The sequence below is a fragment of the Faecalibacillus sp. TM498 genome (assembly GCF_020589955.1).
GTDB classification, from domain to species: domain Bacteria; phylum Bacillota_I; class Bacilli_A; order Erysipelotrichales; family Coprobacillaceae; genus Faecalibacillus; species Faecalibacillus intestinalis.
The window spans coordinates 1-12,452 of record NZ_JAJDKB010000062.1; the positions used below are offsets into that span (position 1 = coordinate 1).

Genomic DNA, 12,452 nt, shown 5'->3' on the forward strand with positions numbered 1-12,452 from the left:
TTCCAAAAGAAGATATCAAAGCTAAATATGAAGGTGGAGTACTTCGTTTATCAGTACCTAAATCTGATATGAAACAAATTGAAAATACTTCTACAATAAGTATTGAATAATATGAAATGAGAAATCCTACGGGATTTCTTTTTTTTGTATCATAAATTTAAAAAGTGGGCATATATTATAATGAGCATATCATAAAATACCATATTTATAAGCATATATTTGTTTAAATCCTAAAAATTGACAAGATACATTTTTATTCATTCAAAAAAGTGTTGATAAAATGAAGAAAAAATATTTTCTAATAGGAGTATTTTTTTAGAAATTTGACAAAATAAAGATATTTTGTTAGTATTCACCGGGGTGAGATTTATGTACTTTGATACACATTGTCATTTAAATAGTGAACAATTATATGAAAATAGAGATGAATTTATTAAACATGCTTTGGACAATCAAGTAGAAATGATGGTTGTTGTAGGGTATGATCTTGAGTCTTCCAAAAAGGCAGTTGAAATTGCTAAAGAGCATTCCTTTATCTATGCTGCTGTAGGTATTGGACCTAATGACTGTTTAAACACAACTACTCAAGATTTACAAATCATCGATGAGTACTTAAACGAACCAAAGGTCGTAGCACTTGGTGAAATTGGATTGGATTATTATTGGGATGATGTTCCTAGCGATAAACAAAAAGAAATTTTTCAACAACAAGTTGATCTTGCTAAAAAACATCAAAAACCAATTATTATTCATTGCAGAGATGCTTATGAAGATACTTATGAAGTGCTTAAAAGAAATGGACATCCAGGAATTATGCATTGTTATAGTGGATCGGTGGAAATGGCTAAAAGATTTATTGATTTAGGTTTTTATATTTCTTTAGCTGGACCAGTCACTTTTAAAAATGCAAGAGTTCCTAAAGATGTGGCAGAAAAAATAGGTTTAGAGCATTTATTAATTGAAACCGACTGTCCTTATTTAACACCACATCCATATCGTGGTAGTTTAAATGAGCCTGCAAATGTTGTGTATATTGCCCAGGAAATAGCGAAGCTAAAGAACATGGAGATAGAAAGCGTTGCAAGTCAGACAACGTTTAATGCTAAAAAAGTATTTGGCATTAAATAGGAGGAAAATTAATGAAAACAATTAAACAAATCATTTCAGATGCAGACCCCCGACTGAAAGGGGTATTAATGATTATGATTGTCTATGTAATGGTTATGGCTACAACTGTTACATCAGGCGCAACTCAAGAAATTAAAGGTTATAAAGAAACTATTGAAATTCAGTATCAAGATGGTAGTCAAGAAGCTAAAGATTATTTAGTTAGACAAGATACTGTTAAAAATGTATTAAAAGAATTAGATGTAAACTTAGGAACTAAAGATACAGTTAATAAAGATATGGCTTATATTGTACAAAGTAAAGATCTACTTCAAGTCAATCGTATTAGCGAAGAAGAAGTAGAAGAAATACAGTATGTTGATTCTCAAACGATTGAAACAACAGGTTTACATTTATTTACAACAGAAGTTGTTCAACAAGGACAACGAGGACAAATTAATAATAAAGTGAAAGTCACTTATGAAAATGGTAAAATTGTCAAAAAAGAATTGTTATCAAGTGAAGTTGTAACTGAAAAAACAGATACGATTATTGCACATGGGACAATTCAACCTGGGGCTTATTTTACTGGAAAACTGACAACTTATGGTGGCGATTGTGCAGGAGGAAATGGAACTTCATCATCAGGGATTTCTTTATCACCAACAAGTGGTGTTAAAGGAAGTCATAGTGCAAAGTTAAGTTATAATGGTGGAAGTTATTATTGTTTAGCAGCAGATCCATCTATTCCTTTTGGAACAATTATTAAGATTACAAATCACAACTTAGGTATTGAATCAACAGCGTATGGTATTGTTGTTGATAGAGGTGGAGCTATTAAGAAAAATCATATTGATATTTTTAATGGAACAGAAGCTGGCAAATACTTTAAAGGTGGTACGTCAAATAATACACAATTTGAAATCGTATCTGTTGGTAGTGGCAAGAATTTTTGGAAATAGATAACAAGTATATCTCAAATGAGGTATACTTTTTTTGTGGGGTGATGATATGAAAATAGGTGTTATTCAAGCTTCGTCGCAAATAGAAAAAAATACTATTTTATATGAATGTACAAAAGATTATGGGGAAGTTATTAATTTTGGTTGCTTTGAAGATGAAGAAAATTATTCCTATGTTGAAATTGCTTTAGAAATTTGTTTGTTGATTTCAAGCCAAGCGGTAGATTTTATAGTGACAGGATGTTCTTCAGGACAAGGAATGATGATTGCTTGTAATAGTCTACCAAATTTAATTTGTGGCTATTTACCAACACCACAGGATGCTTATTTATTTGGAAGAATCAATGATGGTAATGTGGCTTCTTTACCATTAGGTCTTAACTATGGATGGGCTGGTGAAATTAATTTAAAAGCAACTCTCCAACAATTATTTGAAGAACCTTTTGGAATAGGGTATCCTTTAAAAGATGCTAAGCGAAAACAAGAAGATACAAAGAAAATAAAAGCTTTAAATCAATTATGTAAAAAAGATATTATTGAGTTTTTAAATGAAATTGATTCATCATTCATTAATAAAGTTTTATCTAAAAAGAATGTGATCGATTATATTTTAGAACAAGGAAAAGATCAAAGAATAAAACAATGGATTTTAAACAGGAGGTAATCCTGTTTTTTTATGAAAAAAGAGTGATAAAACGTACGAAACTCATCTTTTTTCCTCGTCAAAAAAGCAATGTTGGTGTACAATGGAAAAGAATTGAAAGGGAGTGTAAGTGATATGTATGACGTAATAGTTGTCGGAGGGGGACATGCTGGAATTGAAGCTAGTTTAGCACCTTCAAGAATGGGATTAAAAACATTACTTGTCACATCAAATATAAATAATATTGGGTCAATGCCATGTAATACTTCTATTGGTGGACCTGCTAAAGGAATCATTGTAAGAGAAATCGATGCTCTTGGTGGACAAATGTCTAAAACAGCAGATAAGACTTACTTACAAATGAAAATGTTAAATACCGCAAAAGGACCAGGAGTCCAATCTTTAAGAGCACAAGCTGATAAAAAAGCATATCCTCGTTATATGCAAAAAGTGGTTAAGGAACAAGAAAACCTCGATTTAATTGAAGGGATGGTTGAAGATTTAGTTGTTGAAGATCAAACAGTTAAAGGAGTTATTCTTGATGATGGAACAACTTATTTATCGAAAACTGTTATTCTAACAACAGGTACTTATTTAAAAGCAGAAATTCTTGTTGGACATAGTAAACATGCTAGTGGACCAGATCAACAAAAAGAATCAAAATTCTTATCTGGAAAATTAAAAGATTACGGATTTAGAATTCAAAGATTAAAAACAGGAACACCACCACGTGTTGAAATCAATAGTATAGATTATTCAAAAACATCATTACAACCAGGAACAGATGCAAAACTAGCCTTTAGTTTTACCACAGATGAATATGTTCCTATTGAAAAACAAACACCATGTTATCTAACTTATACAAATGAAACAACACATAAAATCATTCATGATAATCTAGAAAAATGTGCAATGTATAGTGGACTTGTTAAAGGAATTGGACCACGTTATTGTCCATCCATTGAAGATAAAGTTGTTAAATTTTCAGATAAACCACAACATCAAATCTTCTTAGAACCTGAATCAAAAGAAATGAATTCAATCTATGTACAAGGTTTTTCAACATCCATGCCACATGATATCCAAGAACAAATGATTCGTACTTTACCAGGATTAGAAAACTGTACAATCTTAAAATATGCTTATGCGATTGAATATGATGCGATTGATCCATTACAATTATGGCCATCACTTGAAACCAAAGTCATTAAAAACTTATTTACTGCTGGGCAAATCAATGGAACAAGTGGTTATGAAGAAGCTGCTGGACAAGGTTTAATGGCAGGTATCAATGCAACACTTAAAGTAAGAAATGAAGCACCTCTTGTCTTAAAAAGAGATGAAGCTTATATTGGTGTCATGATTGATGATCTTGTTACTAAAGGAACAAAAGAACCTTATCGTATGCTTACATCAAGAGCGGAATATCGTTTATTAATTAGACATGATAATGCTGATGAAAGACTTTATGATTATAGTCATAAAATTGGACTTGTTAAAGATAAAGAATATCAAAGATATCAAACTAAAATGAAAGGGATCTATGATGAAATTGAACGTTTAAGTACTATTCGTTTTACCCCAAAAGATGATATCAATGAAATGTTAGAACAAAACAATTCTTCGCATTTAAAAGAAGGGGTTTCTGCAAAAGAACTTATTACAAGACCTGAAATCACTTATGATATGATGTTACCTTATATTGATGCACCTGAATTAAGTGAGGAACAAAGAAGAAGAATTACTATTTTAATTAAATATGCAGGATATATTGAAAAAGCTAAAAGACAAGCGCAAAAACAAATCAAAATGGAAGAAAAACATATTCCAGAAGATATTGATTATGAAGATGTTAAAAACTTAGCTTTAGAAGCAAAACAAAAATTATCAGAAATTAGACCACTTACCATTGGTCAAGCTTCTCGTATATCAGGAATCAATCCTGCAGATATTTCAGTTTTATTAATTTATTTAAAACAAAAATATAACGGAGAATAAGAATGAATGAATTAGAATTTCAAAATATACTTAAAGAAAAAGGAATCGAAGTAAGTGAACATCAACTTCAACAATTTCAAAAATATTATGAAATCTTAGTTGAATGGAATGAAAAAATGAATCTTACAGCAATTACGGATAAAGAAGATGTTTATTTAAAACATTTCTATGATTCAATTACGATTGCTTTTGATTTTGATTTCAATAATCAAACCTTGATTGATGTAGGAGCTGGTGCTGGTTTTCCCTCAGTTCCTTTAAAAATCCTTTATCCAAATTTAAAGATTACAATCGTTGATTCCTTAAATAAAAGAATTACTTTCTTAAATCATTTATTTAAAGAACTGGAATTAGATAACTGTCAAGCAGTGGCTGCACGTGCAGAAGAATACGCTAAAGATCATCGTGAAAGTGTTGATATCGTGATGGCAAGAGCGGTAGCACGTTTAAATATTCTTGATGAACTTTGTTTACCACTTGTTAAAAAGAATGGTTATTTCTTATCTTTAAAAGGAAGACAAGCACCAGAAGAAGTAAAAGAAGCTAAAAAAGGTATTCAATTATTAGGTGGACAAATAGAAAGTACACATGATTTTACACTTGCAAATCATGATGATTTTAGAAGTAATATTATTATTAAAAAAGTAAAAGAAACACCAAAGAAGTATCCAAGAATGTTTTCTAAAATAAAAAAGAGTCCATTGTAGGAGGGTATCATGTTTAATAATAAATTAAAAAATATAGATATTAATAAAATACAAGCAAATGAGAATCAGCCAAGAACTGTTTTTAATGAAGAAAAAATTGAAGAATTAGCTGCTTCTATTAAAGAAAATGGTTTAATACAACCTATAGTTGTAAGAAAAGTAAATGGAATTTACCAAATTATTGCAGGTGAAAGAAGATATCGTGCTTGTTGTTCTTTAAATATGAAACAAGTACCATGTATTATTGAAGATTATGATGATAAACAAACACAAACACTTGCTATTATTGAAAATATTCAAAGAGAAGACTTATCACCATTAGAAGAAGCAAAAGCTTATCAAGCTTTAATTAAAGAATATGGTTATAGTCAAACAGAACTTGCAGATATTGTTGGTAAAAAACAATCAACGATTGCGAATAAATTAAGATTATTAAAATTAAGTGAAGATGTTCAATTTTCTTTAAATCAAAAACAAATAACAGAAAGACATGCTAGAGCAATGCTTTCATTAAATGAAGAAAAACAACAAGAAGTCTTAAGAGAAGTTTTAAAGAAAAAACTAACAGTAGCTGATACAGAAAGACTTATTAAAAAAGAACCAAAACCTAAAAAGAAAAAAGCATCAGCCGATGTTAAAAAAACAATTTCAAGAAATGTGAAAATTGCTTTAAATACATTACAACAAGCAATTGGAATGATTGAAAAAACAGGAACATCACTTCAACAAGAAACAGAAGATTTAGAAGATGAATATGTTATTACAATTAGAATACATAAGTAGAGGGTTAAGATGAAGTTACTAGCAACAGATATGGATGGAACATTTCTAAGAGATGATAAATCCTACAGTGAAGAATTTAATGATTTATATAAACAAATGTTAAAAAAAGATATACAATTTGTCATTGCATCAGGAAATCAATATGAAGCATTAGTTTGTAAATTTGATGATGATATTAAAGATGATCTTTATTATCTTTGTGAAAATGGAACAAAGATTGTCTATCGAGGAGATGTTATTTATAAACATTGTTTAGAAACTGATGATTATCAACATGCATTAAATATTTTAAAAGAAGATGAAGAATGTATGTTAGTTGTATCAGGAGTAAAGCATGCTTATATTTTAAAGAAGTTTGAAGATAGAAAAGATTTTATTACATTATTTATTAAAAATATTGTTTTTGTAGACTCATTTGATGAAATAGATGATGAAATATTAAAATTTTCAGTTGCTAACTTTGATGGTAAAATTGAAGATAGACTTGAAGTGATCAAGAAAAGGATAAATCCTAAATTTAGAGTTGTAACCACAGGAAATGTTTGGTTTGATATTTTTTATAAGACAATTAATAAAGGAACTTCCTTACAACATCTTCTAGATTTGTTAGGAATATCTAATGAAGAAGCAGGTGCTTTTGGTGATCAAATGAATGATTACGAAATGTTACAAACTGTAAAATATGGTTATGCGATGGCTAATGCCATGCCCCCAGTTAAAGAGGTTGCTTATCAAGTGATTGATAGTAATGAAAATGATGGCGTTATTTTAAAAATAAAAGAAATTTTAAAAGGTAACTATTAAACAATGCGTAAGCATTGTTTTTTTTGTATAATAAAGACGTTAAAACAAGGAGGAAGACTATGAAACCAAAATTACATTTTACAGCACCTTATCATTGGATCAATGATCCAAATGGACTTATTTATTATAAAGGAAACTATCATATCTTTTATCAACATTTCCCATATGATAATAAATGGGGAACAATGCATTGGGGACATGCTATTACAAAAGATTTTGTCAATTTTGAACATCTTCCAATTGCTTTATATCCATCTAAAGATTTTGATAGAAATGGATGTTTTTCAGGATCAGCAATTGAAATCGATGGTCAACTTTATCTTTATTATACAGCTATTAAATACGCTAAAGAAAATCCAAGTAATGTACATAATCAATATAGTGATGATGATTTAAGAGCCTCACAAGCACTCGTTGTAAGTAGTGATGGAATTCATTTTGATAATGTTAAAAATAAAAAACAAATTATTCCCATGATTCAAGAAGCTTATCTTGGCGATTACCGTCATACCAGAGATCCTAAGGTTTGGAAAAAACAAGATGGAAAATATGCCATGGTCATTGGTAGTAAAGTCGCTTATGAAGATGACTATTGTGGAAAAGCTCTTTTTTATGAAAGTGAAGATGGAATTCATTTTGAATATAAAAACAGCTATCAAGAACCAACTATTGGAAATATGTGGGAATGTCCAGATGTCTTTAAAATCAATAATCAATTCTTTATGATTTTCTCACCAGAAAATACAGATCTACCACCAAAACCAAATAGTAATGCGCGTTATATGCCGATTGATTTTGAGGAAGATACACTTACTATTAAAGAACATGGTGATTGGCCTTATTTAGATCATGGTTTAGATTTCTATGCACCACAAACGTTCTTATCAAAAGATAATGAAAGAATTTTACTTGGTTGGCTTAGAATGAGAAAACCAGTTCAAGGAGAAGAATGGGTTGGGATGTTTATTATGCCAAGAGTTTTAAAAGAAAAAGAGGGTAAGATTATTCAAGAACTTTATCCTGAAATTAAAAATTCATTTAATCAAGAAATTCAAGATATTTCATTTGATCAACCATTCCAATTAAAGACAACACTTAATAAGGATAGTTCTTTAAATCTTGGTGGTTTTAAAATTGATATTCAAGATGATTGTCTCCATTTAAATAGAGAAGAAGTCTCTATTCAAGAAAATAAAGTATGTAATGATGTTATTTCACCTAAATTACAAGGACATTATGATATTGAACTTTATTATGATCATCATGTTTTTGAAATCTATATTAATGGTGGTGAATATGTGATGTCACAAGTTGTTTATGATTTAAATGATCAAGTTATTATTCAAAATACAGAGTATAAAGTCTATGTCAGATCATTATAAATTCTTTAGTCATAAACAATGTGAGTATTATCCTTGTCATCAATTAGATGAAATTAATTGTTTGTTTTGTTATTGCCCATTATATATTTTAAAAGATTGTAAAGGTCATTATAAAATGATAGGAAATATTAAAGATTGTAGTGGATGTACTTTACCACATCAAAAAGAAAACTATGATTATATTATTTCTCGTTATCAAGATGTTGTAAAAGCTTTTCAATTACTTGACAATAAAGATACAAATGATAAGAAAGAAGCACCAGAGGGTATTGAAGACAATGCTGGATAAGGTTTAGACCTTATCCAGTTTTTTTAGGAGGAAATTATGGAACAAAGACTTTTAAAGCATTAATGATATTTGCCTTGCCCTATATGTTTTCAAACTTATTACAAGTATTATATGGTTCGGCAGATTTATTTGTTGTAGGACAATTTGGACATACCTTTGATATCTCAGGAGTTTCGATAGGAAGTCAAACGATGGCTTTAATTACTAATCTTATTTTAGGACTTACTACAGGGGTTACGGTTTTATTAGGACAATATCTAAGAAGTAAATCTTATCGAGATTTATCGAAAACGATTGGTGGAGCTATTGTTTTATTTTTAATCATTGCTTTAGTTTTAACTTTTGTGATGTTGTATTTTAATAATGAAATTACACTTTTAATGAATACACCAAAAGAAGCTATTGAAGCAACGAAAAGCTAATTAAGTATATTATCTTTATTGTCGGATATAATGTTGTCAGTAGTATTTTAAGAAGATTAGTGGATAGTAAAACACCTTTATTGTTTGTTTTTATTGCGTGTATCATTAATATTATTGTTGATTTTGTTTTAGTAGGATATTTTTATTTGGGAACAAAAGGAGCAGCTATTGCCACTGTATCAGCATAAGAGTTTTCTTTTCTCTTTGCATTAGTTTATTTATGTAAAAAAGGAATTGGTTATTCTTTTTATAAAGAAGATATTTGTTTTTCAAAATATATTCAAAAGATAATGCAAATAGGTTTTCCTTTGGGATTACAAAGTGTACATGTTAATATATCATTTTTAATTATTACGATTATTGTTAATCAAATGGGCTTAATTGCTTCTGCTTCTTTAGGTGTTGTTGGAAAATTAATGGAATTTTTAATGTTACCAGCCATTGCTTTAGGAAGTGCTTTAACTTCTCTTATTGCTTTAAATGTAGGAGCTAAACAATATAAGCGTGCTAAACAAACATTAAAATATGCAATCATGATATCTCTTGCCTTCGCAATTGTTGTAACAACGATTTGTGAAATCGATGGAACAATACTTACGCGTATTTTTACCAATAATCAAGATGGTATTAAAAATGGTGCCTTGTATTTAAAAACGTATTCTATTGATTGTTTACTTACAAGTTTTTTATTCTGTATTAATGGGTATTTAAATGGTTACGAAAGAACTGTCTTTACGATGGTACATAGTTTAGTAGTGGCTTTTGTTGGAAGAATTCCTTTAACTTTATTATTTTCTAAAATACCAAACGTAACATTATTCCATATGGGAATTGCAGCCCCATTATCTACAATGATTTCTTTAGTAATGATCTTTATTTATTTTAAGAAAACAAAATTTGATAAAGTTAAACAGTAAGAAGTTACATTATTACTTATAAAAAAGAAATATTTTATTTTTTTTGTAACAATATATCTTTTTTATAAATTCTATTGCTTAGTTTATTTTGAATCTTTATGATTAAAGATAGGTGATGAAAATGATTAAAGCGATATTTTTAGATATTGATGGAACATTGATTTCGGGGAAAAGACCTTCTATAAAAAAAGAAGTGATTGAAGGATTAAAACAAGTAAGGAAAAAAGGAATTCAATTGTTTATAGCCAGTGGAAGACATATGTTAGAGCTAGAAGAATTAAAACTTGTTGAACAGTTTGAATTTGATGGCTATCTTTTATTAAATGGTGGCTATTGTACAATAGGTTCACAAATTATTTATGATAATAAAATACCTCAAGAGGATTTAAAAGAAATTGTAAAGATTGTAAAAGAAAATAATTATCCTTGTTTATTTATTGAAAGCAATCAAATGTATATTACTCATGTAAATCAAAGAGTCATAGATGCTCAAGCATCTATTTCAACAATGATTCCACCAATAAGTAATCAAATCAATATAGATAACATTTACCAAGTAGATCCTTATGTAGATGAAAAAGGAATAAAAGAAATTATAAAAAATACCAAACATGTCAAAGTCACAAAATGGCATGACTATGCCTATGATATTGTTCCCAAAACAGGTGGGAAAGCAGCGGCTATTCAAGCTGTTTCAAAACATTTTGGTTATCAAAAAGAAGAATTAATGGCTTTTGGTGATGGACATAATGATATTGAAATGTTAGATGTCGTAGGTTATCCTATTGTGATGGAAAATGGCAGTGATGAAGTAAAACAACATGCATGTTATATTTGTGATGATGTTGAAAAAGAAGGAATTTTAAAAGGATTAAAACATTTTAATCTTATTGACTAGGAGAAAAGAGTATGAGAAGAAAAGATAGAGAAATTACTGATTTTGATGAAATGATGAAAATTATTGCAAAGTGTGATACATGTCGTTTAGCACTATTTGATGATGAATTTCCTTATATCGTTCCTTTAAACTTTGGAACAGATGTAGAAGAAGGACAACTTTATCTATATTTTCATAGTGCCAAAGTAGGAACAAAACTTGATTTAATAAGAAAAAATAATAAAGTTACTTTTGAAATGGATTGTGAACATAATATTATTATGTATGATGAAAGAATGTCATGTACAATGGGGTATGAAAGTGTCATTGGACATGGTATTGTAGAATTTGTTGAAGATGAAAATAAGATTAATGCGTTAAAAATCTTAATGAGACATTATCATGAAGAAGATTTTAAATTCAATGAAAAAGTCGCAAAAGTAACAGAAGTTTTTCGTGTTAAAGTGCTCGATATGACAGGTAAACGAAGAGATAATATTCATCCTGAAGAAAAAGTAAAAAGACATATCTCACTAGATTAAAAGGGCTTGTAATTAGCCCTTTTAATCTAGTTCTTCACCGTTAGAAGCAATAACTTTCTTATACCAATCATAAGAATCTTTTTTGCTTCTTTCAAGTGTACCATTACCTTCATTATCTCTATCTACATAGATAAATCCGTAACGTTTTTTCATTTCACCTGTTGTAAATGAAACACAGTCAATACATCCCCAAGGAGTATATCCCATTAAATCAACACCGTCTTCTTCAACAGCTTTTTTCATTTCTTCGATATGAGCTCTTAAGTAATCAATACGATATGGATCATGACAAGAACCATCTTCTTCTTTTACATCAATAGCACCAAAACCATTTTCTACAATAAACAATGGTTTTTCATATCTTTCATAGAACATATTTAAAGTGTATCTTAATCCTTCTGGATCAATAGCCCATCCCCATGCTGTTTCGTGAATAAAAGGATTTTTAACTGAATGTTTACTTGATCCATCTGTTGTTATAGAAATATCTCTAATGGAATTAGAATCTACAGTATTCGACATATAATAACTAAACCCAATATAATCAACAGTACCTTCAACTAATACTTTTTTGTCTTCTTCTGTAATATCAATATTAAATCCATTTCTTTCAAACATTTTTAAAGCATAAGCAGGATAATGTCCACGACATTGTACATCACAGAAGAAGAAACGATCATGCATTTGTTGTTGTGCTAATACTTGATCTGCTGGACGACAACTAAATGGATAAATTGGAACCATAGAAATCATATTTCCAATTTTGAAATCAGGATTGATTTCTTTACCTATTTTTACCGCTTTAGCTGAAGCCACTAATGTATGATGTCCACAGGTATACATTGCTTCTTCTGGACTATCATAGTCTCCAAAATGAGCTCCACTGTTTGTCCAACCATAAATGTCGTTAATAAAGTTCATTTGGTTATTGATTTCATTGAAAGTCATCCAGTATTTAACTTTGTTTTTATATCTTTTGAAACATACTTCTGCAAATTTAACAAAGAAATCAATTGTTT

Annotated in this window: 16 protein-coding genes; 15 read left to right on the forward strand and 1 reads right to left on the reverse strand. The window is 29.3% G+C overall.

From position 1 onward, the window contains the following. The first annotated feature begins 14 nt into the window (after positions 1-14). From LJD32_RS15675 to LJD32_RS13290, 15 genes are all read left to right on the forward strand, one after another. Complete coding sequence (locus LJD32_RS15675; protein ID WP_412531062.1) at positions 15-110, forward strand: hypothetical protein; 96 nt, start codon at positions 15-17, stop codon at positions 108-110. 259 nt (positions 111-369) lie between these two features. Further along, the gene (locus LJD32_RS13225; RefSeq protein ID WP_032091149.1) at positions 370-1,128 is read left to right on the forward strand and encodes a TatD family hydrolase; all 759 of its coding nucleotides are present in this window, start codon (positions 370-372) and stop codon (positions 1,126-1,128) included. 11 nt (positions 1,129-1,139) lie between these two features. Further along, positions 1,140-2,069 carry a G5 domain-containing protein gene (locus tag LJD32_RS13230; RefSeq protein ID WP_195933414.1) on the forward strand — a complete coding sequence of 310 codons (930 nt, stop codon included), beginning with the start codon at positions 1,140-1,142 and terminating at the stop codon, positions 2,067-2,069. Between the two features lie 49 nt (positions 2,070-2,118). Then, positions 2,119-2,733: an RpiB/LacA/LacB family sugar-phosphate isomerase gene (locus LJD32_RS13235; RefSeq protein ID WP_227392613.1), complete on the forward strand. Its 615-nt coding sequence runs from the start codon at positions 2,119-2,121 to the stop codon at positions 2,731-2,733. A gap of 114 nt (positions 2,734-2,847) precedes the next feature. After that, a complete protein-coding gene (mnmG, locus tag LJD32_RS13240; protein WP_032091152.1) occupies positions 2,848-4,710 on the forward strand; it encodes a tRNA uridine-5-carboxymethylaminomethyl(34) synthesis enzyme MnmG in 1,863 nt (620 codons plus the stop codon). A 2-nt stretch (positions 4,711-4,712) separates the two neighbouring features. Next, on the forward strand, positions 4,713-5,417 hold the full coding sequence (gene rsmG, locus LJD32_RS13245) for a 16S rRNA (guanine(527)-N(7))-methyltransferase RsmG (protein ID WP_022000792.1): 705 nt from the start codon (positions 4,713-4,715) through the stop codon (positions 5,415-5,417). A gap of 9 nt (positions 5,418-5,426) precedes the next feature. After that, entirely contained in the window at positions 5,427-6,200 is a 774-nt protein-coding gene (gene noc / locus LJD32_RS13250) for a nucleoid occlusion protein (RefSeq protein ID WP_227392614.1), read from the forward strand. Positions 6,201-6,209: 9 nt separating this feature from the next. After that, positions 6,210-7,004, forward strand: coding sequence for an HAD family hydrolase (locus tag LJD32_RS13255; protein ID WP_032091155.1), 795 nt, complete (start codon positions 6,210-6,212; stop codon positions 7,002-7,004). Positions 7,005-7,063: 59 nt separating this feature from the next. Further along, the gene (locus LJD32_RS13260) at positions 7,064-8,386 is read left to right on the forward strand and encodes a glycoside hydrolase family 32 protein (RefSeq protein ID WP_227392615.1); all 1,323 of its coding nucleotides are present in this window, start codon (positions 7,064-7,066) and stop codon (positions 8,384-8,386) included. Then, positions 8,370-8,675 carry a cysteine-rich small domain-containing protein gene (locus LJD32_RS13265; protein ID WP_227392616.1) on the forward strand — a complete coding sequence of 102 codons (306 nt, stop codon included), beginning with the start codon at positions 8,370-8,372 and terminating at the stop codon, positions 8,673-8,675. Before LJD32_RS13260 ends, LJD32_RS13265 begins: the two co-directional genes overlap by 17 nt. An 83-nt stretch (positions 8,676-8,758) precedes the next feature. Next, positions 8,759-9,097, forward strand: a complete 339-nt coding sequence (locus LJD32_RS13270; RefSeq protein WP_227392620.1) for an MATE family efflux transporter — start codon at positions 8,759-8,761, stop codon at positions 9,095-9,097. Between the two features lie 59 nt (positions 9,098-9,156). Then, entirely contained in the window at positions 9,157-9,285 is a 129-nt protein-coding gene (locus LJD32_RS13275) for a hypothetical protein (protein ID WP_318532681.1), read from the forward strand. 120 nt (positions 9,286-9,405) lie between these two features. Beyond that, on the forward strand, positions 9,406-10,014 hold the full coding sequence (locus LJD32_RS13280) for an MATE family efflux transporter (RefSeq protein ID WP_264472168.1): 609 nt from the start codon (positions 9,406-9,408) through the stop codon (positions 10,012-10,014). A 121-nt stretch (positions 10,015-10,135) separates the two neighbouring features. After that, positions 10,136-10,912 carry a Cof-type HAD-IIB family hydrolase gene (locus LJD32_RS13285; protein WP_032091158.1) on the forward strand — a complete coding sequence of 259 codons (777 nt, stop codon included), beginning with the start codon at positions 10,136-10,138 and terminating at the stop codon, positions 10,910-10,912. A gap of 11 nt (positions 10,913-10,923) precedes the next feature. Continuing rightward, positions 10,924-11,433, forward strand: coding sequence for a pyridoxamine 5'-phosphate oxidase family protein (locus LJD32_RS13290; RefSeq protein WP_227392618.1), 510 nt, complete (start codon positions 10,924-10,926; stop codon positions 11,431-11,433). A gap of 21 nt (positions 11,434-11,454) precedes the next feature. Here LJD32_RS13290 and LJD32_RS13295 read toward each other — a convergent pair. Beyond that, positions 11,455-12,452 (reverse strand): family 1 glycosylhydrolase (locus tag LJD32_RS13295; RefSeq protein ID WP_227392619.1); only part of this gene is annotated, 998 nt, incomplete at its 5' end.

Coding starts and splice junctions, on each gene's coding strand:
- LJD32_RS13225 (WP_032091149.1), top strand. CDS start 370: ATGTACTTTGATACACATTGTCATTTAAATAGTGAACAATTATATGAA.
- LJD32_RS13230 (WP_195933414.1), top strand. CDS start 1,140: ATGAAAACAATTAAACAAATCATTTCAGATGCAGACCCCCGACTGAAA.
- LJD32_RS13235 (WP_227392613.1), top strand. CDS start 2,119: ATGAAAATAGGTGTTATTCAAGCTTCGTCGCAAATAGAAAAAAATACT.
- mnmG (WP_032091152.1), top strand. CDS start 2,848: ATGTATGACGTAATAGTTGTCGGAGGGGGACATGCTGGAATTGAAGCT.
- rsmG (WP_022000792.1), top strand. CDS start 4,713: ATGAATGAATTAGAATTTCAAAATATACTTAAAGAAAAAGGAATCGAA.
- noc (WP_227392614.1), top strand. CDS start 5,427: ATGTTTAATAATAAATTAAAAAATATAGATATTAATAAAATACAAGCA.
- LJD32_RS13255 (WP_032091155.1), top strand. CDS start 6,210: ATGAAGTTACTAGCAACAGATATGGATGGAACATTTCTAAGAGATGAT.
- LJD32_RS13260 (WP_227392615.1), top strand. CDS start 7,064: ATGAAACCAAAATTACATTTTACAGCACCTTATCATTGGATCAATGAT.
- LJD32_RS13265 (WP_227392616.1), top strand. CDS start 8,370: ATGTCAGATCATTATAAATTCTTTAGTCATAAACAATGTGAGTATTAT.
- LJD32_RS13270 (WP_227392620.1), top strand. CDS start 8,759: ATGTTTTCAAACTTATTACAAGTATTATATGGTTCGGCAGATTTATTT.
- LJD32_RS13285 (WP_032091158.1), top strand. CDS start 10,136: ATGATTAAAGCGATATTTTTAGATATTGATGGAACATTGATTTCGGGG.
- LJD32_RS13290 (WP_227392618.1), top strand. CDS start 10,924: ATGAGAAGAAAAGATAGAGAAATTACTGATTTTGATGAAATGATGAAA.